Origin of the sequence: Candidatus Phycosocius bacilliformis (assembly GCF_003112735.1) — a bacterium.
GTDB classification, from domain to species: Bacteria; Pseudomonadota; Alphaproteobacteria; order Caulobacterales; family Aquidulcibacteraceae; genus Aquidulcibacter; species Aquidulcibacter bacilliformis.
Genome location: NZ_BFBR01000007.1, coordinates 216331 through 239059 on the forward strand (window position 1 = coordinate 216331; position 22729 = coordinate 239059).

Genomic DNA, 22729 nt, shown 5'->3' on the forward strand with positions numbered 1-22729 from the left:
TGCTGATCTTGGCACCGAAAGGATCAGCTGATGTCACAGACCCGCCGAGACGTGCTAGCGTCAACCCTTGCCGGTGCCGGAGCCCTCATGCTGGGCCCGACCGCCAGCTTGGCCAGCACGGGACCTGCCCATCCCGCCTTCTATTTCGGGGCAGACCTGTCTTATGTGAATGAGATGGAAGATTGCGGCGCAATCTATCGCCGGAACGGCAAGCCGGTTGATCCCTATCAATTATTCGCAGACACCGGCCACAATCTGGTGCGGCTCAGACTATGGAACAATCCCGATTGGACCCGCTATAGCACGATTGAGGATGTAACCCGTTCCATGCGCCGGGCAAAAGCCAGCGGCCAAGGCGTGCTGCTCGATTTTCATTATTCTGATGATTGGGCCGATGGCGATAAGCAATGGATCCCCCAAGCCTGGGCAGGTATCCCGACCACTGAGGGGCTCGCCGCTGCGGTTTATCAGTTCACGTTCGACACTTTGATGCTGCTGGCCCGCGAGGGGCTGATGCCGCACATGGTCCAAGTCGGCAATGAGACCAATAAGGAAATGATGGGCACGAAGGACTGGGCTTGGGAGACCCGACGCACCGATTGGACCCGGAATGCAGCCCTTTTCAAAGCAGGCATACAGGCCGTTCGCGATGCTGGCCGCGCAGCTGGCAGCGCCCCGCGCATCATGCTGCATATCGCCCAGCCCGAAAATGCAGAGCCCTGGTTTGCCGCCGCCACAGCAGCAGGTGTGACAGATTTCGATGTGATCGGCCTGTCTTATTACCGCAAATGGTCACGTGAGGGCATAGACGGCTTAGGTGCTGCGATCGCGCAGCTAAGGGGTCGGTTTGGCAAGGATGTTGTGGTGGTGGAAACCTCCTATCCTTGGACCAATGACGGGGCGGATGAGGCGGCTAATCTGTTGGGACCTGATACATTGATCCCTGAGTTTCCCGCGACACCAGAAGGCCAGCTTGCCTATTTGACCCGGATTACCCAGACCATCATCAGCCATGGCGGCAGCGGCATCGTCTATTGGGAGCCTGCTTGGGTCTCAACAAATTGTAAGACACGATGGGGTACGGGCTCGCATTGGGAGAATGCCACTTTCTTTGACTTCAGGCGCGGCAACGAAGCCCTGCCCGCCTTTTCCTATGTCCGCCACCCCTATGACTGGACAAGGATCGAGGCGGTTAAGGGCTGAGGCAGCCATTCCTTAACCCCTGTCTGCTAGTCTTTGCGCATGACAACACTGACTTTTGCGTTGAGCGATTTACCCGATTGCGCCGTTCTGGCGGGCAAGAATGGACGGGTCTTGGACGCCAATCCCTTGGCACAGGAATGTTTTGGCGAGCAGGTCGGGCTGGGGGCCTTTGCCCCTTGGTTTGATGCCCGCGCGGGTTGGCATGTGCAGGACCGCGAGGATGGCAGCCAATTGGGTCTCTATCGACCTGATGCGGACGAAACAGCCCGCAGCAAGACCATGTTGTTTGCCACATTGAGCCATGAAATCCGCACGCCCCTGAATGGGATTCTGGGCATGGCTGGCCTGTTATCAATGAGCGAATTGTCGAGCGCCCAACGCACGTGGCTGGGTGCAGTGACTGATTCAGGGCAACGGCTTTTGGCCCTCCTCAACGACATTCTCGACTACGCCAAACTCGAGAGCGGCAAGATTGAGCTTGAGACCATGGTCTTCAATCCGGCCAAGACGCTGCAATCAGTTGCCGAACTTTGTTCGCCCCGCGCTCATGAGAAGAATATCGAAATTGCACTGGCCGTCGCACCAGATGTGCCGATTGAAGTGGCCGGTGATGACGGTCGCCTGCGTCAGATCATTTTGAACCTTGCCGCCAATGCCGTGAAATTCACCTATGAAGGCGGCGTTCTGTTGCGGCTAGAAACACTGGGTGCCAACAAATTGCGCTTCAGCGTGGAAGATACGGGCATTGGCATCCCTGATGATAAGGTCGAACGGATTTTCGAAGAATTCCACCAAGCCGATTCCTCACATACGCGCCGCTTTGGCGGCACGGGCCTTGGCCTGGCGATCGTGAAGAAATTGTCCAATGCCCTGGGTGGCAGTGTCCACCTCACCCACCGCGAGGGCGGTGGTAGCCGCTTCTGGGTGGATATTCCCTTCGAGACCATTACCCCAGCCCCTTCTCCCACGCCGCGGCTGACAGGAAAGACAGTGGCTATCCACAGTCAGTCTGCGCTTTTGATTGAAGCCTTGTCGATGGCGCTCGAAAATGAAGGGGCCAAGGTCAAGAAGGCCATTACACCGCGCCAAGCACGTGATGCCGATGTCATCTTGCTGGATCACCATACCGACACCGTCAAAGCCGCACCTTGGCTCAAGTGCGACAGCCCCGTCGTCGCCTTGATCCCACAAGAACGACGTGACCTGATTGAGGACTATCGCGCCAAGGGGGCGATTGGCTATCTGATCAAGCCCTTGCGAATTGCATCCTTGATCGAGCGGGTTGAGTTGGCTGCCGGTGCCGTGATTGATCAACGCCCAGCCACGGCTACGGATGAACGTGCCGATGCGATGCCATTGGCCATTGGGCTGCGGGTGCTCTTGGCTGAAGACAACCCGATCAATGCGCTGCTCGCCAAGTCACTCTTAATGCGCAATGGCTGCCATGTCGTGACGGTTGGTAATGGGGCTGAAGCGGTTACCGCGCTGCAGGATGCGCCCTATGATCTGGTGCTGATGGATGTGCACATGCCCGTGATGGACGGCTTTGAAGCAACCCGTGCGGTGCGTGCCATGGGGGGAAGGGTTGCGCAAACCCCGATCATCGCGTTGACCGCTGCAGCGATGGAAGAGGATCGCCGCGCCTGCAAAAATGCCGGCATGGATGACTTCATCACCAAGCCGTTAGACCCTGCCATGTTGTCTTCTGTATTGGAACGCTGGACGAAACCGACCAGACAGGCCACTTTCGCCGCCTGAATCAGGACGTTCACCCGAAGGTCCTGCGCGCGACGAGGACCTTTATGGCAGGCACACAGGCAGATCCGACCGAGCAGGAATTGGGTGCTGACGCAAAAGTTGGCATCGGAGCCTTTTTCGAACGGCCCTCACTGGTCATGTTCGGCTTGGGCTTTGCAGCAGGCATGCCAAACCAATTGGCAGGCTTGGCTTTGGCGATTTGGCTGCGCGAGGCCGGTGCCTCGCTGGCTTTGATCGGGCTCATGGGCTTGGCCACCCTGACCTATGCGCTCAAATTCCTGTGGGCTCCTCTGGTTGACCGCGTGGCCATTCCGGTCCTCGACAAAGCCCTAGGGCGTCGGCGCGCCTGGATGCTGCTGACACAGATTGTTGTCATTGTCGGTCTCTTGTTGATGTGCACCCGTGACCCCGCTTTGGCCTTTACCCCCGCCGGGGACGCCACCGCGGCCTTCATCCCATTTGCAGCCTGTGCCGTTATCATCGCCTTAGCCGGAGCCACGCAGGACATCGCCATTGATGCATGGCGCATCGAAGTTGCGCGCGATGCCAATCGCCTTGGCGTGCTGACGGCTACCTATCAATGGGGCTATCGCGTCGCCATCCTGTTGTCAGGGGCATTGCCATTATTTGTGGCCCAGAGCCTGAATGGCGATGATTATGGCTGGCTTGGCTGGGCGGTCGCTTTTGCAGCCATGGCCGGTTTTATGGGTCTGGCTATTCTGTCTACGCTTCTGGCCCCGCGTGAAAGCGTGGCCGCCGCCCCGCGCTGGGAACCACCTGCCGATGTGCCCGACCGAGGCTATGGCGATTATCTGGAATGGGCTGCGCGACTAGCCCTAATGGGGCTTGCGGCCTGTGTGCTGGCAGTCGGATTGGCAGGTAAGGCAGAGCCTTTGGCCTGGTTGGTTGGCGGGCTTTACGGCGGGACGGCAGCGATGGGCGAGGCTTTGGCCGCCAAGCCATGGGGTGTTTGGCAACAGGTTGGCTATGCGCTGTTGGGTCTGTCCTTAGTGGTTGTGGCCTGCCTGCAAGTGCCCGGCATCAAGACCCGACCTGGGGCCTATTTCAAAGCCGCGCTGGCTGATCCATTGGCAGACTTTTTCAGTCGCTATAAGGAATTGGCCAGCCTGATCCTGGTGTTCATTTGCGTCTATCGCATGGCAGACTTTGTCCTCAACATCACCTCGACCATGTATCTGGATGCAGGATTCTCCAAAGACACAATTGCGGTCGCACAAAAATTCTTCGGGGCGGCGATGAGCGCGATTGGTGCGGGCCTGTCTGGGTGGCTGGTGTTGAAGTTTGGCCTATTCCGCTGTCTGGTGGTCGGCGCTTTCCTACAGCCGATTTCCAATCTTGCCTTCATCACCATCACCCTGACCGGACCCAATATCCCAGCTCTCTATGTGGCCATCGGGATCGACAATTTGTCGGGCATGTTCGCAGGCACCTGCCTCATTATGTATATGTCTATGCTGACCAAAGAGGGTTTTACCGCCACCCAATATGCGGTGTTCTCCTCGCTTTATGCCTTGCCGGGCAAGATCATCACAGCTCTGTCGGGCCGGATCGTGGAAGGTGCGGCCAAAGCGTCTGAAACGGGCTGGCTGGCAGCCATGAAGCCCTGGTTCAACCATTTGCCAGCAGAAGCCTTTGCCGCTGGCGGCACCAAGCTTGGTGTATCAGGTCAGGCATTGGCGGCAGGCTATACGGCTTTCTTCTTCTATTCCTCAATCATCGGCATTATCGGCATTATCATGGCGCTGGTGATTTCGCGCGGACCCGCGCGGGCCATTCTGGAAGAAGAAAAACGCGCCGAAGCCGCAGCGGCAACCTAAGCAGGACCCTCAGTCAATCGCCTCGGCATCCTCGCCCATCAGCCGGGGCAGATCGACACGGAAACCTGTCCCGCCGGGTCCGGTTGCCACCAGCACAATGTCCCCACCGTTGAGACGGGCAAGTTCGCGCGCAATGGCCAGCCCCAGACCTGAGCCTCCCGACAAGCCGCTGCCGGTAAAGGGCATGAACAAATTGTCCTGCACGCGCTTGGGCAGGCCCGGCCCTGTATCGACAATATGCAATCCAATGCAAGCCCCAGACAGGTCGACAAAGGCACGAATGCTGCCGGGCTTGCCGGATTGAACAATGGCTTGGGCCGCGTTGCGGATCAGATTGGTGAGGATGCGGTGGAGATGCTCACCATCGGCCTCCACCTCCAGATCGTTTGGCACGTCATGGCTGAAGGCAACCTCCAAGCCCGACCGGGCTTCTTCGGCGGCTTCATCGAGAACATCTGCGAGATATAGCAATTCCAATTCAGGTGGACGCTCGCGCGCTTTGCCATAGGTCAAGGTCGATTGGGCCAAGTTGACCGCACGCTGTAAGGCCCGTTCAAGCCGCGGTGCCGTTGCGCGCACCACAGGATCATCAACTGAAGCCAAACGCTCACTCACCAATTGGGCCGCACCCAATGAATGGCGCAAATCATGGGAGATTTTAGACACCGCCATGCCCAATTGCGCCAAGCGATCCTTTTGAAGAAAGGCTTGACGCACCGTATCCTGCATGTCGGCAAACGCGACTTCGGCTTGACCAATCTCATCGGTCCGGCCCGATGGCACCAGAGCGCGGCTCGCATCGGTTGGGGCATTACGGAAGCGCGCGATGGCACGGGTCAGACGCCGCATCGGGCGGACAAAGCCATCGGCCAATGCCGCATAGATCAAGGCACCAATGGTCAAGGATAGCGCCAGAGATGACAACAAAACCTGCCATGACGAGCGGATCAGACTGTCCTTCAAGGGTCCTTCTGCGACCACCACTTCAAGCTTAATGGCCGCATTGGTCTGAGGGCGGCCGACAATGCGCAGATAGCGGCCCTGGGGCGCGGCATAGGCTTGCAAGACACCAGAGAGTGATCGGCCGATTGTTTGGCTTTCCAGATCAATATCAACGATCGGACCACGGACCGACTCACTGAGAACAGCCAGCCGCGTGGTGTCTTGCAGAATCGTGACTGATTTAATCTCGGCGGCGCGCACCAATTCAGAGGTTCGCCCGCCCATCAGGCCGTAAGAATCAGGCGCCGTAACGGCCAATGCAACAATCTCGGCGGTCTTGAGGCGATTGAGCAGCCACTCATCGCGCAGACTGGCCATGGTGGGCAGGAAGAACAAGGAATCGGTTAGAAAGATAAAGCCTGCCCCAATCACCAACAGGCGCGTCGTCAAGCCCTCTTTGAGCTTGACATCCGGTGTCAGGGCGTCAGTCGTGGCGTCCAAGCCTTCAGGGGATGTGTCTAAGCTCACGTTTCCTGCATACCCTTGCTCAAGTCATTCGTGCAAGCCAAGCGGTCTCGCCTTGGGCGCGCGGGCGGCCTAATACAGGCTTACATGTAGGTGCGCTGGCAGAATGTCACCCCCTTTTGTGCGGTTTGTCCAAAGACTGCTCAAAACATGATCGTTCTGGCCCATTACCTCCCCGCAATCGGAAAAACACAGCAAGAACTGACATTCCCAGCTCGGGTGAATTGCATTTGCAAGTCATTCGCAATAAGAGTCGCGAATGATTATCACTTCCAAAAACAACCGCCTGCGCCCTGCCCTTCTGGCTAATCTTGCCTGTCTTGGCGTGCTGGTTCCCTGTTATGCGGCGGCAGCAAGTGCTAGTGCCGAAGCCAGCCAGGTTGAGACTGTGATCGTCATCGGCCAGCGCGATGGTCTGCGCACCATTGCCGGATCAGGGTCAACCATTGAGCAGACAGATTTGGTCAAGGCGCGCGTTCTCAACGTCAATGAGGCTCTGCGTCAAGCGCCGGGCGTGTTTGCCCGCGACGAAGAAGGCATGGGGTTGCGACCCAATATCGGCATTCGGGGCCTGTCGCCGACGCGCTCGTCCAAGGTTCTCCTGCTCGAAGATGGCCTGCCGTTGAGCTATGCGCCCTATGGCGACAATGCGACCTATTATCATCCCCCCATTCGCCGATATGACCGGATCGAAGTGCTGAAGGGGGCAAGCCAGATCCGCTTTGGCCCCAATACGGTGGGCGGCGTGATCAATTATGTCACCCCACGCGCACCCGATGTGCTGACCGGCCAGATCACCCTGTCGGGGGGTGATCGCGGATATGGCGAGGCAGACCTTAATCTGGGCGGGCCGATCGGGGATGTTCGCGCGCTCTTGCATGCCAATGCCACCCAGTCCGACGGGGTGCGCGACAATCAGGCGCTTAAGGTTCAAGACATTTATCTGAAGCTGGAAAAGAGCTTTGGTGCCAATCATGATGTGGCTTTGCGTCTCAGCCGCTATCATGAAGATAGTCAGGTGACTTATTCGGGCCTGACGCAAGCTGAATATCTGGCCAATCCGCGGCAGAACCCGTTCGTCAATGATGGATTCAAGGCCGTACGCGTCGGGGCTTCGGTTCTGTGGGCTTGGTCACTTGATGAAACCACCACGCTCAAGACTTCAGCCTCATTTTCCTGGTTTGATCGCGATTGGTGGCGCCAATCATCCAATTCCGCCCAGCGCCCCAATGATGCCAGCGATCCCAGCTGTGGCACGATGGCCAATCTCTTGACGAGCTGTGGCAATGAAGGCCGTCTGCGTGAATATCAGACCTATGGGCTTGAAAGCCGGTTGAGCCGGGTCGATGAGCTGGGGCCAGCCAGTCTCGAGAGCGAATTCGGCCTGCGCTATAATGATGAGCGCCAGAACCGGTTGCAGATCAATTCCGACACCCCCACCGGGCGGACGCCGGGCACCAGCATCAATGCCGGGGTTCGGGAGAATAATCTGCGCTATGTTGAGGCTTGGTCCGGCTTTGCCACCACCAAAGCCACCATCGGGGCTTGGACGATCAGCCCGGGTCTGCGCTATGAGCATATTGACCTGAAGCGCATCAATCGCCTCAATGCGGCCAGCCCGATTGCCGGTGAAGACAGGGTGGTCGCATGGATTCCAGGTCTTGGCATCTCGTATCGGATTCAGCCGCGACTTACAGCCTATGTCGGCGTACATGAAGGCTTCTCCCCGCCACGGGTTGAAGATGCCATCAACAATTCCACCGGGAGCTCAGTCAATCTCGAGGCTGAAACCAGCACCAATTGGGAAGCCGGCCTGCGGGGCGATATCGTCAAAGGCCTTGGCTTTGATGTCACCTGGTTCCGCATGGCGTTTGACAATCAGATCGTGCCAAGCTCGGTCGCAGGCGGCATTGGTGCCACCCTCACCAGCGCAGGCTCAACCTTGCATCAGGGGCTGGAGGCCTCGGTGCGGGGCTCATTGGTCGACATGGGTGTGATGGCAGGCGATGACCTAACCTTTCGGGCTGCTGTCACCTATGTCGGTGACGCCCGCTATGACAGCCGCCGTTTCTCAGCCGTGCCGGGATCAAGTGCGGTCCAAGTAACCGGCAACCGCCTGCCCTATGCACCCGAATGGCTGATCAATATGGCCGTGGGCTATCAATGGGGCACGGATGCGGACGTGCAGATTGAATATGGCCACACGGGCAAGATGTTTACCGACGATCTCAACACAGTGGTCCCCACTGCCGATGGCCAGCGGGGCCGGATCAAAGCGGCTGACAATTGGAATGTGACCTTGAACCTGCACCCAGACACGTGGCCAGTCGGTGTCTATATCGCGGTCAAAAATGCCACCGATGCCCGCACCATTACCGACCGCTCACGCGGGATCCTGCCCGGCCCACCTCGGCAGGTCCAGTTTGGGCTAACGAAGGCGTTTTAGGGGGGGGTGTCGGTCTAAATGGCGGGTGAAGTTCACATAACCAGAGGAGGACATAGCGAATTCGAATACTTCGAAAACCAAAAGCGAACTTATACGTAGACAATAATAAACAATATTCAATCAAAACACATGGCACAAACATACCATTAAAATAGTGGCGGAATCTATGATTTTCCAAGCATCATCTCGTAGTGCTGCTCTTGACCGAAAGTCTCAAATACTTTCCTGAATGTTTTAAGAAAAACTTCGAGTTCACAGTGGACTGGGGCAATGTAGACTTCGTCTATTGCTCCGTGCGAACCCATGTTTGCCCATGATATCATTGAGTTGAACAGGATTTCGTCTGCATCAGGAAACTCTTTTTGTAAAGAGGTCAGTTCTTTCCCGCCCAAAAAACTGAAGTAGTGCTCCAAAATTCGACGAATTGTATTTTGGAACGAGGCGCTCACGTGACCGCCCCCCGGGGAGTTGATGGCATGCCTTACTTCCTGCCATAGAAGTTCATATCCGCTTGTGATCGGGTTCTTCGCGCCGTACTTGCAGACTGTAGATACCCTATCCGCCTTTTTCGTTACCCAAAATCCAATATTTACAATTTTGATTTTTGGTTTGTTATCATTCTTGATCTCCTCGATAAAAGGCTTATAGGATAGGTTACTGGTGATATTACGATGAAAATAGACATTATGAGTTAGAATAAAAATTTGCTTTATGCTTCCATCCTTTTTGAAGACCATTTTGAACAACTTTTTCAAAAGGCTACTAATTATAAACAAAACATCACTGTCCAAGCTGGATACTGGATCGTCAATCACAATAATTCTACTAGCAACAACTTCTTCGGGTTTGTTTGCTCCCATAACAAGGTGGTAAAAATACAAGAAGGCGATAAAAGTTCGCTCTCCCTCACTCAAGCTGGTGCAGGCTAGCTCGCCATTCTCACGCTCAATCTGATAACCGTCTTCAGCTGCCGTCAAGGCGAGTTTAAAACTGTTGAAGCCAAATCCCTCAAGTAGCTTATTCATAGCTAACATAGTAGGCTTGATACTTGTTCCCCGAGCTGAAATTTCTGCTATAGTACGCCCCCTAACCTCTAGTTTTTCATTTTCGTCTTTAACGATTTTCTCGGCTTCGGCGATCTCGGAATCAAAGATACTTTGTTCGGAGATAAAATTCTCAATACTCGCTTTTATTTTCTCAATGAAAAGCCGCCAAATTTTGTGCTTTAGCTCTTCGGTTTTGCTCTTCAGGTCACCAACCAGTTTATTGTGTAGAATTACCTTTTCCGATATTGATTTCGATAGATTCTGAATTTCATCGGCCACTTCCTTAGATTTATAAAGTTCGACTTTCTTACTTGGCTCCTTCCACTTTTCACGAATTTTTTCTAAATTCAACTTTAGGGACAACACGAAACTATTTAGTTGATCCCTAAATTTTTGACTATCGACAATAGACGTTGGGAACTCAGGGAGTCGCAATATCAAGTTCTCGATCGCTTCAATTTCCGCTCGATACCTCTGACCGTACTCCTTGATCGTGTTCATGGCCTTTTCGTAAGTCTCGTCAAACAAATTTTTCAATGCATCCTTGAATGCTTCATCGGTTTGCTGCTGACAAAACGGACAATGGTCGTCGCTTAGTTCGTGAAAGTGAATTCCACTTCTTACCCAGTCTGCGTTGTCTAGTTTGGAAATCATTGAAGATAGGTAGGTATCGGCGCTTCCCAAGACTGGTGTTTGAAAGATAACTTCATCCTCGATTGATTTGATTATAGATAAATCTATCGGGGGAAAGTCGGCCAGTTCCATTGGTTTATCACCAAACAAAGAAGCCGCTTCATTTTCTAATTCTGATTGTTCAAATATCTTGGTCTTGCTTCGATCATTATATTTTTCAAGGACTGTGTTCTTGAATGCTTCTTTTGAATTAAGGCTGCCCTGAAATCCATCCCTCAATTTAGGAAAATTGTCTTTTTCCTTCCAGCATAAATCGACAAAGGTCTTTATGCTTTTTTCCTTTCTGGTTTTTAGTCCTGCCTTTTGTTCATCCCCTTCCAGTGAATTTTTTGCCTTCTCTGCCAATTCTTTGGCAATTTTTGATTCTTCGATAGCTCTTTTTAGATCTTCAGCCTCGTCACCCTCATCCTTTCCTAAGGTGAAGACGCCCTGAATATCACTGTCCTCGCGAAAATTTTCTTCTACAAAATCTGCATTGTAGACAAGCGCATTGATCGGAATGTTGTCGACCCAATTCAACTCGCAATCTGGGAACTTTGTATTGTCACGCAGAAGCCGGCTTATGGTTGTTTTGCCTGTCCCATTTGTTCCAAAGATAAAGTTTAATCTCTTGAGATCGTCTAAGACCTCACCATTCTCAAACGTAGCAGCATTGTTCAGAGTTATTTTGGTTAGCATTTTTCGCTCCTGAGTCACATCCCCTTACGTCGCCATGGGCTGTTAAGAGGCCCACTGAATGCATGGTCCAAAGAACTCACACTGAAATTGCTGACCACTTCAATCATCACACTTCACTGACCGACCTTAGAACAAATTCCATTGACGAAGAGCCTGAACACAGAACTGATCTTGAGCGTCGTACATCGAGAGTTGGTTCAAAGATTGAACTTTCTAGTCACAGCAACACAAGATTGTTACACACACGATTATCAACCTGCAAGTTTGACAGTCCATGCCTATTCTCATTTATCTCATACGAAGCGCTATAGCGAACTCCTTCATGGCACAGATGTATGTGAAGTGACCACGAAAGAGCCGTGAATACAACTAGTTATGAGCTGTTAAACTGGTCCAGCTCAACGCATCGCTCTGCTTGCCTTGAGGGTGCACGACAAATCTTCTTAGGAAGGTTGGGGGTGAAACTTGATTATCGCCTTTGTGGAAGCAGAGCCTGCTGCAAAGGCGATCCAAAGCAGAAGAAGCTTCAGCCGGTGGCGATCAGAACAGTGCATTCACGGCGGACTGCAGCCTATGGGGCAGGCCTCAGGGCTGCCTATTCGTCTCTCAGGCCCAGCTTAGGCTCCTCGCCCTCGGGAGGGCCTTCAGGTTGTTCCCCTTCTGGCCAAGGAATATCCTCGCCCGTCCGAATATCGGTGCGGTTATAGCCAGAACCTGGGAAGATCGGCAGATTGTGCGCAATCAACTGCGCATCACCAAAGTAAAGCTCGGAATAAGCGATCAGTCTTTTATCCTTGCGAAGTCTGTTGGCCGCTGACATCTCGTCAACAGTCTTTCCAACCTTCATCGCATCCAATTCTTCGATGGTGAGCAATTCTATCATATGTTTTGGAATGTCTGCTTCATAGACAATATCAATGGTGAAGCGGCCATTCTCGATCAACAGCCGAATATCGCGCTTGGCACCGCGGGCATCTTTCTCGGTGGCGTCTTCGACTGCAAAAAAGAACCCTAATTCAATGCCTTTATCATCTGCCTCAACACGAATGCGCCCTGGGGCCTCTTCCGTAAACAAGTTGAGTGTCCATCCATCATTATATGAACCTTGCAAAACAAGGAGCATTTTGTGGGACCCATACTTGCCCTGCGCCAAAATGAGCTGTTCGGCCAAAGCTTCCGCAGCCGCATGAAGTTCAGTGTTCAGCATTGGATTTTTCCGAGTCTGTGCGTTTGACGGTGACGACTTCTTTGCCAATCCCTGAGGCTGCACCTCACGTATTGGGCCTTGCTGTGCGGCCACCATAGCTGGTTGACACGTCAAACCGAGCAGAACGAGGGCTGCTCGTCGCAGCCTATGAGACCACAGAGGCAATGTAGCTTGATCAATCATGCGACGCATTCAGATAGCTCAACGAGATGTGCCCATAGGATCATGAATTATCTATCCGGTAAATAGACACCTTTGGGTGTTGTGAACGTGCCGTCTTTCCAAAATGCAGCTCATACGCCAAGCCCCCCTATTCCCGCTCCATCGCCCCCTTACCGCGCAAGATTTTTGGACGATACTTTTCGATCCGCGCCCGGCGGGTGACGGGGTTTTGGCTCAAGCTGAGCGCGATGGCATAGCTGCGCTGTCGGCCTGGGGTTAGATCGTGGAAGGCGTGTGCCAGCTCTGGATCGGCATCGAGGGCCTCGATCAGCTCCTCGGGCAAGTCGAATTCTGCTTGGGCTCTGGGGGGCTTGATGCCCTCACGGGCATAGCCAATCGCCTCAGCCAAATAGGCCCGCAATGTCGGGGCCAAGGCTTGGACCTCTGTCACATGATTAAACCGCACGAGGTCGGCTGTCTGGCTATTGGGGCCAGCGCGCTTTAGGATTTGCGCTGGGTCTTTTAAGAGCGCGGCATTGACGAAGGTCAGAATAAAGCCATCGCGCTGCGCGCCTATGAGCGCGATGCTGCGGCCCCCCTCCTGATAACAGGGATGGCCCCATTTCACAGTTTCAGTCAGGCCAGCTTGCCGGCAAATCTGCCGTAAGGCCCCAAGTCCTGCCCCCCAGAGATGTACGGAACATTCCGGCGTTTCAAATCGCCCACAGCGACCACATCCCTTGGAGAAATAATCGTCGCTGTGGGAAATCATCGGCAATGGGCCGGTCTAGCCTTCGTTCAGACCATCGGGTACGCCGACGACATGGAAGCCAGCATCAACATGGATGACTTCAGCCGTGGTGGAACGGCCAAGGTCCGACAAGAGCCACAAGGCGCAGCCTGCGATCCCTTCCATCGTGGTGTCTTCTTTCATCAGCGACCATTCGCGCCCGGTATTGACCAGACCGCGGCCGCCTTGAATGCCCGCTAAAGCAAGCGTCCGCATCGGCCCGGCACTGATCGCATTGACGCGAATGCCACTGGGGCCCAGATCACGTGCAATATAGCGCGTCGCAGCTTCCAGTGCCGCTTTGGCCACGCCCATCACATTATAGGACGGCAAAACCCGCTCTGCGCCCAGATAGGACAATGTCACCATTGAACTGCCCGGCCCCATCAGTGGGGCTGCCCGCTTGGCACAGGCCACCCAAGAAAATGCCGAAATATCCATCGTGCGCAGGAAGTTTTCCCGCGTCGTGTTTTCAACAAACGAGCCTTTGAGCTCATTCTTATCGGAAAACGCAATGGCATGGACAAGAAAGTCGAGCCGACCCCATTTTTCGGCCAAAGTCGCAAACACCTGATCCATCGCGGCATCATCGGTGACATCACACGGCAGGATCAGGCTGGAGCCCACGCTTTCGGCCAAAGGCCGCATGCGCTTTTCCAATGCCTCCCCCTGATAGGTGAAGGCCAGTTCTGCGCCCTGGGCAGCCAGCTGGCTGGCGATGCCCCATGCAATCGACTTGTCATTGGCCACCCCCATCACAAGGCCACGCTTGCCTTGCATCAAATTGCCGGTGGGATAGCCATTTTCCTTGGTTTCGCTGCTCATGGGCGCTCCTGACACTGCCAAAGCCTGCGATCATGCGGCTGGCACATGACACATGGGGATTACTTATGCGGCTTCATTGCCGCGTCCGGGCCGGGGGTCAAGAGGCTGGTGCTGGCAGGTGGGCAGCGCCGGGCCGTCTCAAAGCGCCATCACACTCAATGGCGGGTGAACAGGCGCTGCAAGAGGCCCAAAGCCCCGGTCAAAGCGATATCGCCTTCTTCCACCGTCAAAGCCAGGCAGACAGGGCCGGGCAATGCAACCGGGTGGTGCACTTGCCCCTTGTGCTTGACCGACAGATCGCCCGGCCCGAAGCGGCCGGTTTCATCGGCAAACGCCCCGCAGACGACCAAAGTATATTCAGTACCCGTGTGGTCATGATGGGGGGCCCCATGGCCGGGCTCTATCCGCATCAATTTGGTGCGCAAAGTCCCGCCTGTGTCCAGCACCATCGACTTCACGCCGGGACCTGCAAAGGCCCAGCCGTCACGGGCAATGGCATCCAAACTCAAATCCCGCAGGGGTTGGGGCAAGCCCAGCAATTCATCCAGCGCCCGCCCCGCCGCCTGAGCCGCCTCGCGCATCTGGGTCTGATCGGCCTCCAGCGCCTCGATCCGCTCTAAGACATCGGTGAAAAACGAGGCTGACACCTCAGAGGCAACTTCTGCTTCCAAGGCAATACCACCCACGCAATCGGCCAGATCCGCTGCAACATCAGCCCCAAATTGATCCTCACCAATCAAGGCTGCCCGGGTGTCGATCAAAAGACGCAGGGCAGGATCTGCGGCCAGGATGTCATCAGAATAAGCGCTGATCATCATCTTCCCCAGCTGGTGCCCTTCACGCGGCTGCCGTGGTTCCGGCAGGCTCTTCTTGATCGTTCAATGGATAAGGTTTGCAAACCGGGCGGCGTCACCCCCCGCCCAACACACACTTACAGGATATTGATTGCCATTTCCTAACGTCAAGGTCAAAGCCCGACAAGACCTCAGTCGGGACTGTCCAGCTTGGCGCGTAGCTTGAGAAAAGCCAAGCGCAACCGCGACTTGACGGTGCCAAGCGGCGTGCCGGTTTGTTCAGCGATTTCACGGTGAGACAGGCCATCATAGAAAGCCTGCTGCAGCAGCAACCTTTGTTCCTCTGGCAAATCAACCAAAGCCGCGCGCACCAATTGATCACGCTCTGCCCCGCTTACGAGGGAATCAGCGGCTTCGGGTGCAGAGGGCAATAAGAGCGGATCATTGGGGTCAAGCTCAGGCTTGGTGGTGCGCCGGATCGCATCAATCCGCTTGTTACGGGCGATTCTGAACAGCCATGTTGAGACTGACGCCTGGGTGCGGTCAAACAGGTCGGCTTTGCGCCAGACTGTGACCATGACGTCCTGTGCAAGTTCCTCGGCCAATGCATTATCGGCCCCCAATCGCATGAGATAGGCCTTCACGCGTGGACCATAATAGGAAAACAACGTGGCAAAGGCCGACTTGTCGCGATGTTCGGCCACCGCCTCCATCAAATCAGCAAACTTGTCGCGCTCTGCCTCGCTCAAAACACCCAGGCCCGACAGCGCTTTTGCCGAGCCTGAAGGGCTCGCAGCGGGCTTGCGGGAGGACGGGTCGGATGATGACATGAGAGTGGTCGTTACTTTCGAGGACGCGCAGTCTGACAGGCTCTCCACCTATCAGGGAAAGCCCCGTACGCCTACAGCCCTTGCCAGCAGACTGCGCGTGGCGCACGATGCTGCAACAGTCTGTAGTGGGGGCGTTTTTTGGCGTCAAACCTTGCCAAACCATGGCAGGATTGGCCCTTGGCCCCAAAAGAAGCGCAAATGCCAGGCAAGATGGCCAAATGCGACGCAGCGTCAGACATGATCAAGAATCTTCGCCACTCCACCAGGCGGATAAGACCAGCCCATTTTGCCTGTGTGGCTGAACCGGGGAGACACAGACCATGGCAAAGACACAGCAGCGCATGGGTGCCTGTCTCACTTTTTGTGTTGTCCTTATGGTCAATTGGGCTGGGGGTAGCTCTTGGGCGGGGGTACAGACCGGCACCCCACAGCTTAGCCAGTCTGCGGCGGCGATTGAGCCTGACTTTATGCTTGACCTGTGGCCGGGTGAGGTGCCGGGCGCACTTGAGCGTCTGCCCCACGAAACCATGGTTCAACGCGACAACCCCTTTGGGTTGGTGGACCGTGCCGTCCACAATGTCAGCCGTCCCAATCTGTCCGTCTTTACGCCCAAAAGACCCAATGGCGCGGCCATTCTGATCATTCCAGGCGGGGGCTATTCGTGGGTGGTGGTAGACAAGGAAGGGTATGAAGGGGGCAAGCATTTTTCTGAGGCCGGCTTTCAGGTCTATGTGCTGCGCTATCGGCTACCACATCAAGGCTGGGCTGCAGGACCCGACACGCCTCTGCAGGATGCGCAGCGGGCGATGCGGATTATTCGGGCGCGGGCCTCACAGGACCGGATTGATCCGACCAAGATCATGGTGATGGGGTTTTCAGCTGGCGGTCATGTGGCTGGGTCATTGGCGCTCAAATTCGACCAAGCCACCCAAAGGCCAGTCGATGACATCGACAAATTGTCTGCCAAGCCAGACCTTGCCGTGCTGATGTATCCGGTTGTGACCATGACGGCCCCTTTTGCCCATCCCAAGTCACGCGACAATCTGATCGGAATCGCACCAACGCCGGAAGCCATTGCGGCCTATTCGCTGGAACAGAATGTCCGCCCTGACGCACCACCCCTGTTTATCCTTCATGCCAGCGATGATCGTGCCGTTCCAGTCGACAATGCGCTGATGCTCGCCCAAGCGGCGCGGGCGCAAGCCGTGCCCACCAGCCTGCATGTGTTTGAGACGGGCGGGCACGGAATTGGGCTCAGGGGGATTGCGGGCACCCCGCTCGCCGTCTGGCCGATGCTGGTGCTGGACTGGGCGGCCGCACACGGCTTTCCCGCCGTTGCAAGCCAGAGGTGAGACAGCCCTCAGGTACCCCGTGCTTTAGCCCCTGAATCAAGCACGTCTGGCCGCTTGGGCTCCATGGTGTCCAGGTCCCAATCTTCGGGGACAAAGGCTTTATAGGTCGGCTTTTGTACCGGATAGCCGCCCACTTCGGTCTCGCTGTCGATGATATGGCCGCGACCCTCGGCAATATCTGCAAGAATGCGGACGTCATGGGCATCACGGTCCCAAGGACGCGCGCCGACATGGGTCAATAAATCGCGCTCCAAACCCGCTGCGGGGCTGATCGGCAGGCGCGGCGGCAGATCGAGGGGTTGTTTGGCCACATTGATGGCCGCTGTCCCAGATGTGTAGCGCCCCACTTGCGGCAATGCTTTGCCGTGCAGGTCTTGGGCAAGATTGCCTTGTAGATAAAGGTCAAGATCGCCATGGCCTCCTAGCATCACCAATGGCAGACCGGGCGCGGTATCATGCCCCCCGCGCAAAGCATTGCCAATCACAGTCATGCGGCCGGTCTGGAAAGGCTTATCCCCCCACTCATTGGCCATCAGATTGTAATGGATGGCCCGGAAGCCCGGATTATAGATCAGATTATTGACAATCGCCCCCCGCACCCCGCCTTTAAACAATGGATTACGCTCAACATTATGGGCATAGATGTTGCGGTAGATCAGAATATCGCTGACATTATCGTGGATGAGAGAGCCTTTGGAATGTTCGCCTTTGGCGTGGGTCGCATGCGACAGGCTCTCCGCAATCAGATTGTTGGAATAGGTAATCCGGCGGGAGGTGCCCTGCCGCCACGCGTCGGGCGTCGTGCCGGTAAATCGCGGCCCTGACGCGGAGAGATTTTCATCGGTTCCCCAGGTCAGACTGCAATGGTCGACGATCACATTGCTGGCCCCGATGGTGGAAAATGAATCAAAGTCATTGCCACTCATTTTAGGCTTACCCGCCTCCCCGGCGCGGATGCGGATGTGGCGCATGATGACCTCTGAGGCGGTCACGTCCAAGCCGCCACGGATCAGCGTAATCCCGGGCGACGGTGCTGTCTGGCCGGCTATGGTGACAAAGGGTTCGGTCAACCGCAAGGTGGTTGCGTCAAGATCAATGACCCCACCGACCTCAAAAACAATGATGCGCGGGCCTTTGGTCTCCAAGGCGGCGCGCAAGGACCCTGGGCCGTCTTTCGCCAAGGTCGTCACCCGCAAGATTTGCCCCCCGCGTCCACCGCGGGTTTCTGCCGCCCAGCCCACGGCGCCGGGAAACGCCAACGGGCCCGTGGCAGAAGCTGACGCCTGCGACCCGGTCTTGGCTGGTGCGGCCGACACAGCCCCGCTCAAACAGCCCAACACAACACCCGACCCCGTCGCCAATAGCTGCCTGCGGTTCATGCCGCCTCTCCCCCCATGCGTGGGTCCAATGCCTGTGCTGACCCACAATTTTGTCTGGTTCAGCCATATTGACACCGGTTTCCAAAATGCGCAATCATGAAATTCGAAGGACATAAGTACCCATGCTTCAGACTGGCCAAACCATTCAAGAGCCCGACAGCATCCCAAGCGCCATCGCTGAAAGGTTCCGCATTGCCCGCCTGAACCGGACCCCGCTCGCCACCTTTCCGGGGCCAATGCCGACGGCTTTGGCCGACAGCTACCGCATTCAAGATGTGGCCATCGCCACATGGCCAGACCAGCTCATTGGCTGGAAGGTTGGCCGGATATTGGGCGAGTTGGTCGATGTATATGGCACGGATCGGCTGATCGGCCCCATTTTCGCAAAATCCTTGAGCCGGATTGAGGCGCGCGAGGAAGCCAAGTTCGCCGCCATCGAACATGGCTTTTGCGCAGTAGAAGGCGAATATGTCTTCGAATTATCCGATGATGCCGATCCGGCCAAAACCAATTATGACGCGCACACAGCACTCGAATTGGTCGGCAATCTGTGGACCGGGATTGAGCTGGCCGGAAGTCCATTGGCCACGATCAATGAATTGGGCCCGACCGTTGTGGTCTCGGACTTCGGCAATAATTGGGGCTTAATCTTGGGCCAACCCGTCGACAACTGGCGCGTGCGCCTCCATGGCTTGGCATGCAAGGTCAGCATCAATGATCATCTGGTCGGACAGGGCGATGTGACCGCCTTCCCCGGTGGCATCACCCAATCATTGGTCTTTGCCCTCAATTGTGCGGCCGCGCGCGGTCTGCCGCTGACGCGTGGGATGTTGGTGTCAACCGGGGCGGTCTCGGGTGTGCATGATCTATTGCCGGGCCAGCATGCTGTGGCGGACTTTGGCCCTGATGGCACGCTTGCCTGTCATTGGCCGCTGACCTCCTTGGAAGGAATCCCATCATGAGGCTAAACCGACGGTTTGTTATGGCTTTGGCGGGTGGGGGGCTGTTGGCTGCCTGCGAACCTGCCGACCATGGTGGCGTGCTGACTGCCTGTGATGTGCACCGTGACGGCTATCCCACGGTTGAGGCGGTTAAATGGCTCGGGCAAAGGCTCAGCGAACAAACCCAAGGCCGGCTCACGATTCGCAATTATCCGTCCGGACAATTGGGGGTGGAGGATGACACGATCGCGCTTGCCCAATCCGGTGTCATTGATATGTGCCGGGTGAATGCTGCTTCCCTCAACAATGCGTTTCCATTGACCCAAGTGGTCTGCATGCCATTTGGCATCGAAGATGACGCGCATCTGCATCGGGTGCTGGACGGCGCCATCGGGCAAGAAATCCTCAACAGTTTTGCAAATAGGGGCCTGATTGGGCTTGCGGCTTATGATGCAGGCGGGCGGTGCTTCTACAATACCCACCGGCCAATTGTGCAACCTTCTGACCTCAAGGGCCTCAAAATCCGAGTGCCGCAATCAGATGTGTTCATAGATGCAGTCGCTGCCATGGGGGCAAATCCCACGCCTTTGGGCGTTGGCGCGGTTTACTCTGCCTTGCAGAGTCGATTGATCGATGGGGCAGAAAACAATTGGCCGACTTTTGACTCCTCCCGTCATGTGGAAGTGGCCCATTATTGGTCCAATACGCGCCACTCTTATTCGCCTGAATTTCTTCTGATGTCGGCCAAGAGCTTCGCGCGTTTGAGCACAACCGATCAGGCGACCTTGCGCGAGCTGGCCAAAGCCTCGGTTCAGGTGATGCGTCAAAACTGGGCGCGTTTTGAAGCCGAGTCGCGCGATCGCGCCCTAAAAGCGGGAACCAAAATGGTCGACGTGGACCGCGCGACCTTCAAACAAGCCTGCGAGCCCGTCAATCGCGCCCGCCTTACACATCCCGATGTCGCGCGTTTGTTCGCCGCAGTCAGAGCCATGGTGTGACATGACTGAAGATGACACGCCCTTGTCGACCCCAAGCTTTCTGGACCGGCTGGCAGACCTTTGTCGGGCTGTCGCGATGACAGGATTGGTCATCATCACTTTGGTGCAAGCCTGGCAGGTGTTTGCCCGTTATGTTTTGAACAATTCCCCCGGTTGGACTGAGCCTGTTTCGGTATTCTTCATGGGCATGACCGTGATGATGGCCGCAGCCGTGGGCGTGCGCGATGGCACACATTTTTCCTTTTCCAACATTCTTGACGCCATGCCCGCAGGCCTTGGCGGGCTGGTCCGGCGGCTCTTATTGGCGCTGACACTCTTGGTTGCGCTGCTTCTGGCCTATTGGGGCGTCATGCTGGCGGCGGACAATTGGACCGTTCAAATGGCCGGCGCACCTTTGCCCGCAGGCCTGCGCTATGTGCCTTTTGCGGTCGGGGCCAGCATCATGGCGATCTTTGCGCTTGAGCGTCTGCTGGCGCGTCAATCTTCTGGGGAGGGCTAAGACAATGGCACTTGCGGCACTGTTTCTCGTCTTTGCCCTGCTGCTGGTCTTGGGCGCGCCAGTCGCTATCGCGCTGATCGTGTCGACCATTGCGGCGGCCTTGGTGGTTGGCATCCCCCCGATTGTGGTTGGTCAACAGGCCGCAGCCGACATTGCCTCAGTCGGCCTATTGGCGATCCCGCTGTTCGTGTTTGCGGGGGAGCTTATGCTCAAGGGCGGGATTTCGGCACGGATCATTGCGCTGGCAAGCGCTTTGGTCGGCCGCTTCCGCGGGGGTCTGGCCCAAGTTAGCGTGGTGGCCTCGACCTTGTTTGGCGGGGTTTCCGGGTCAGCCATTGCCGACATTTCCGCCGTCGGCGGCACCATGATCCCGCAAATGGCCCAGCGCGGCTATGATCGCGACTATGCGGTCAATGTCACGATTTCAGCTGCCCTTGTCGCACTTTTGGTGCCACCCTCACATAATATGATCCTGTTCTCGGCGGCAGCTGGCGGCGGTATTTCGATCACCGCGCTGTTTTCGGCAGGCATTATCCCCGCTTTTATGTTGGCAATTGCCGTCATGATCACCGCTTATGTGCTGGCGGTGCGGCGAGGCTATCAGGCCGAAGGCCGGGTTGCGCTTAAAGCCATATTGACAACATTGGTCACGGCCTTGCCCGCACTTGTTCTGGTGCTCATCATCTTTGTCGGGATCAAGGCAGGCATTTTCACCGCCATCGAGAGCGCGTCTGTCGCTGTGGTCTATGCGGTTCTGGTGACTTTGCTGGTCTATCGCAGCTTGAGTTGGAAGGCCTTTGTCGAGGCAGCGCGCGGTGCGGCCCGCACCACAGGTTCGGTTCTGTTCGTGATTGGGGCTGCCGGCGCCTTTGGCTGGATGATGGCCTATTTGCAAGTGCCAGCCCATGCCGTCGACGCCATGAAGGCCATCGCCCATGACAAGCTGACCGTCTTGGCGCTGATGGTGTTGTGCTTGCTGGTTCTGGGCACCTTTATGGACCTTGCCCCACTGATCATTATTTCAACACCCATCTTCCTGCCCGTCGCAAAGGCCTATCATATTGATCCGGTTCATTTTGGCGTGGTGCTGATCCTGTCTGCCGGGATTGGTCTTGTCACACCGCCAGTGGGCTCAGTCCTCTTCCTGGGGGCCTCCATCGGCAAGATCAGCGTGATGGAAGCCGTCCGCGGCATGTGGCCCTTCTATCTGGCCGCCCTGATTGTGCTGATCCTCGTCATGATCTTCCCAGCCCTGTCATTGTGGTTGCCAAGCCTGGTGGCTTAGATTTTGCCATCCCCGCCGAAGCGAAGCGAAGAGCGGGGACCTGCTTACGCTATTGCGGCACAAGGTCCCGGATCGGCTTCGCCGTCCGGGATGACAGTGGTGTAGGTTTGGCTTTTCTACTCAGAACCGTTTGGTGAAACCTGTGTTTCACCAAAACGGATGGTCGAGTTTGAGCGCGACATCTGGGTCGTCAAGTGTCGGTTTTCTTTGAAAACCGATCGCATCGCGACGCAGCAAAGCTGCGCACTTGACCACCCAGCTGTCGCAAGAACAATTGAGGTTGCGGTTTGGTGACCAGATTGGGCACCAAAGCGCTTCTAAGTTCTTTCGATGTCATCCCCGCCGGAGCGCAGCGGAGAGCGGGGACCTCCATGCGCAGGTGCGCCACAAGGTCCCGGATCGGCTTCGCCGTCCGGGATTGTCTGTTTGTGATGTGTCAGTATGGTTGGGCTGGTTAGGCAATTTGGTGGGTGGCCGCCCACCAAATTGCCGACGTTGGTACGACCGTGCCGGGATCGGGTTTGAGGCCCGTTGTCAT

At 56.1% G+C, this 22729-nt stretch carries 17 protein-coding genes; 9 read left to right on the forward strand and 8 right to left on the reverse strand.

Going from position 1 to position 22729, the window contains the following annotated elements:
• Nucleotides 1-30 precede the first annotated feature (30 nt).
• Genes PbB2_RS12245 through PbB2_RS12255 form a run of 3 tightly spaced genes read left to right on the forward strand, consistent with a single transcriptional unit; the run spans nt 31 to nt 4799 of the window.
• The gene (locus PbB2_RS12245) at nt 31-1203 is read left to right on the forward strand and encodes a glycoside hydrolase family 53 protein (protein ID WP_305790469.1); all 1173 of its coding nucleotides are present in this window, start codon (nt 31-33) and stop codon (nt 1201-1203) included.
• A 39-nt stretch (nt 1204-1242) separates the two neighbouring features.
• The gene (locus PbB2_RS12250; RefSeq protein ID WP_108985604.1) at nt 1243-2961 is read left to right on the forward strand and encodes an ATP-binding protein; all 1719 of its coding nucleotides are present in this window, start codon (nt 1243-1245) and stop codon (nt 2959-2961) included.
• Nucleotides 2962-3005: 44 nt separating this feature from the next.
• A complete protein-coding gene (locus tag PbB2_RS12255) occupies nt 3006-4799 on the forward strand; it encodes an AmpG family muropeptide MFS transporter (RefSeq protein WP_108985605.1) in 1794 nt (597 codons plus the stop codon).
• A 9-nt stretch (nt 4800-4808) separates the two neighbouring features.
• Here PbB2_RS12255 and PbB2_RS12260 read toward each other — a convergent pair whose 3' ends face one another.
• The gene (locus PbB2_RS12260; protein WP_108985606.1) at nt 4809-6269 is read right to left on the reverse strand and encodes a sensor histidine kinase; all 1461 of its coding nucleotides are present in this window, start codon (nt 6267-6269) and stop codon (nt 4809-4811) included.
• A gap of 256 nt (nt 6270-6525) precedes the next feature.
• On the opposite strand from PbB2_RS12260, the gene PbB2_RS12265 reads away from it, so the two are divergent.
• A complete protein-coding gene (locus PbB2_RS12265; protein ID WP_108985607.1) occupies nt 6526-8712 on the forward strand; it encodes a TonB-dependent receptor family protein in 2187 nt (728 codons plus the stop codon).
• A gap of 164 nt (nt 8713-8876) precedes the next feature.
• On the opposite strand, the gene PbB2_RS12270 is transcribed toward PbB2_RS12265, so the two are convergent.
• From PbB2_RS12270 to PbB2_RS12295, 6 genes are all read right to left on the reverse strand, one after another.
• Nucleotides 8877-11129, reverse strand: coding sequence for an AAA family ATPase (locus PbB2_RS12270; RefSeq protein WP_108985608.1), 2253 nt, complete (start codon nt 11127-11129; stop codon nt 8877-8879).
• A gap of 595 nt (nt 11130-11724) precedes the next feature.
• Nucleotides 11725-12336 carry a hypothetical protein gene (locus tag PbB2_RS12275; RefSeq protein ID WP_133245800.1) on the reverse strand — a complete coding sequence of 204 codons (612 nt, stop codon included), beginning with the start codon at nt 12334-12336 and terminating at the stop codon, nt 11725-11727.
• Between the two features lie 310 nt (nt 12337-12646).
• Nucleotides 12647-13270 (reverse strand): YdeI/OmpD-associated family protein, encoded by a 624-nt coding sequence (locus PbB2_RS12280; RefSeq protein WP_108985610.1) that lies wholly within the window; start codon nt 13268-13270, stop codon nt 12647-12649.
• Between the two features lie 15 nt (nt 13271-13285).
• Complete coding sequence (locus PbB2_RS12285) at nt 13286-14113, reverse strand: enoyl-ACP reductase FabI (RefSeq protein WP_108985611.1); 828 nt, start codon at nt 14111-14113, stop codon at nt 13286-13288.
• A 155-nt stretch (nt 14114-14268) separates the two neighbouring features.
• Nucleotides 14269-14928: a cupin domain-containing protein gene (locus tag PbB2_RS16300; RefSeq protein ID WP_238164999.1), complete on the reverse strand. Its 660-nt coding sequence runs from the start codon at nt 14926-14928 to the stop codon at nt 14269-14271.
• A gap of 170 nt (nt 14929-15098) precedes the next feature.
• Complete coding sequence (locus tag PbB2_RS12295; RefSeq protein WP_108985612.1) at nt 15099-15737, reverse strand: sigma-70 family RNA polymerase sigma factor; 639 nt, start codon at nt 15735-15737, stop codon at nt 15099-15101.
• A gap of 320 nt (nt 15738-16057) precedes the next feature.
• Here PbB2_RS12295 and PbB2_RS12300 point away from each other — a divergent pair, with 320 nt between their 5' ends.
• The gene (locus tag PbB2_RS12300; protein ID WP_238165000.1) at nt 16058-17089 is read left to right on the forward strand and encodes an alpha/beta hydrolase; all 1032 of its coding nucleotides are present in this window, start codon (nt 16058-16060) and stop codon (nt 17087-17089) included.
• Between the two features lie 8 nt (nt 17090-17097).
• Here PbB2_RS12300 and PbB2_RS12305 read toward each other — a convergent pair whose 3' ends face one another.
• Entirely contained in the window at nt 17098-18468 is a 1371-nt protein-coding gene (locus PbB2_RS12305; RefSeq protein WP_108985639.1) for a pectate lyase family protein, read from the reverse strand.
• Nucleotides 18469-18590: 122 nt separating this feature from the next.
• On the opposite strand from PbB2_RS12305, the gene PbB2_RS12310 reads away from it, so the two are divergent.
• Genes PbB2_RS12310 through PbB2_RS12325 form a run of 4 tightly spaced genes read left to right on the forward strand, consistent with a single transcriptional unit; the run spans nt 18591 to nt 22191 of the window.
• Nucleotides 18591-19430 carry a 2-keto-4-pentenoate hydratase gene (locus PbB2_RS12310; protein WP_108985613.1) on the forward strand — a complete coding sequence of 280 codons (840 nt, stop codon included), beginning with the start codon at nt 18591-18593 and terminating at the stop codon, nt 19428-19430.
• On the forward strand, nt 19427-20407 hold the full coding sequence (locus PbB2_RS12315; RefSeq protein ID WP_238165001.1) for a TRAP transporter substrate-binding protein: 981 nt from the start codon (nt 19427-19429) through the stop codon (nt 20405-20407). The genes PbB2_RS12310 and PbB2_RS12315 overlap by 4 nt, the downstream gene beginning before the upstream one ends.
• Before the next feature lies 1 nt (nt 20408).
• Nucleotides 20409-20906, forward strand: a complete 498-nt coding sequence (locus tag PbB2_RS12320; RefSeq protein WP_192576320.1) for a TRAP transporter small permease — start codon at nt 20409-20411, stop codon at nt 20904-20906.
• Nucleotides 20907-20910: 4 nt separating this feature from the next.
• Nucleotides 20911-22191 (forward strand): TRAP transporter large permease, encoded by a 1281-nt coding sequence (locus tag PbB2_RS12325; protein WP_108985615.1) that lies wholly within the window; start codon nt 20911-20913, stop codon nt 22189-22191.
• Nucleotides 22192-22729: the final 538 nt, after the last annotated feature.

Coding starts and splice junctions, on each gene's coding strand:
- PbB2_RS12280 (WP_108985610.1), bottom strand. CDS start 13,270: ATGATTTCCCACAGCGACGATTATTTCTCCAAGGGATGTGGTCGCTGT.
- PbB2_RS12265 (WP_108985607.1), top strand. CDS start 6,526: ATGATTATCACTTCCAAAAACAACCGCCTGCGCCCTGCCCTTCTGGCT.
- PbB2_RS12245 (WP_305790469.1), top strand. CDS start 31: ATGTCACAGACCCGCCGAGACGTGCTAGCGTCAACCCTTGCCGGTGCC.
- PbB2_RS16300 (WP_238164999.1), bottom strand. CDS start 14,928: ATGATCAGCGCTTATTCTGATGACATCCTGGCCGCAGATCCTGCCCTG.
- PbB2_RS12325 (WP_108985615.1), top strand. CDS start 20,911: ATGGCACTTGCGGCACTGTTTCTCGTCTTTGCCCTGCTGCTGGTCTTG.
- PbB2_RS12320 (WP_192576320.1), top strand. CDS start 20,409: ATGACTGAAGATGACACGCCCTTGTCGACCCCAAGCTTTCTGGACCGG.
- PbB2_RS12285 (WP_108985611.1), bottom strand. CDS start 14,113: ATGAGCAGCGAAACCAAGGAAAATGGCTATCCCACCGGCAATTTGATG.
- PbB2_RS12250 (WP_108985604.1), top strand. CDS start 1,243: ATGACAACACTGACTTTTGCGTTGAGCGATTTACCCGATTGCGCCGTT.
- PbB2_RS12295 (WP_108985612.1), bottom strand. CDS start 15,737: ATGTCATCATCCGACCCGTCCTCCCGCAAGCCCGCTGCGAGCCCTTCA.
- PbB2_RS12255 (WP_108985605.1), top strand. CDS start 3,006: ATGGCAGGCACACAGGCAGATCCGACCGAGCAGGAATTGGGTGCTGAC.
- PbB2_RS12270 (WP_108985608.1), bottom strand. CDS start 11,129: ATGCTAACCAAAATAACTCTGAACAATGCTGCTACGTTTGAGAATGGT.
- PbB2_RS12315 (WP_238165001.1), top strand. CDS start 19,427: ATGAGGCTAAACCGACGGTTTGTTATGGCTTTGGCGGGTGGGGGGCTG.
- PbB2_RS12300 (WP_238165000.1), top strand. CDS start 16,058: ATGGCAAAGACACAGCAGCGCATGGGTGCCTGTCTCACTTTTTGTGTT.
- PbB2_RS12275 (WP_133245800.1), bottom strand. CDS start 12,336: ATGCTGAACACTGAACTTCATGCGGCTGCGGAAGCTTTGGCCGAACAG.
- PbB2_RS12310 (WP_108985613.1), top strand. CDS start 18,591: ATGCTTCAGACTGGCCAAACCATTCAAGAGCCCGACAGCATCCCAAGC.
- PbB2_RS12305 (WP_108985639.1), bottom strand. CDS start 18,468: ATGAACCGCAGGCAGCTATTGGCGACGGGGTCGGGTGTTGTGTTGGGC.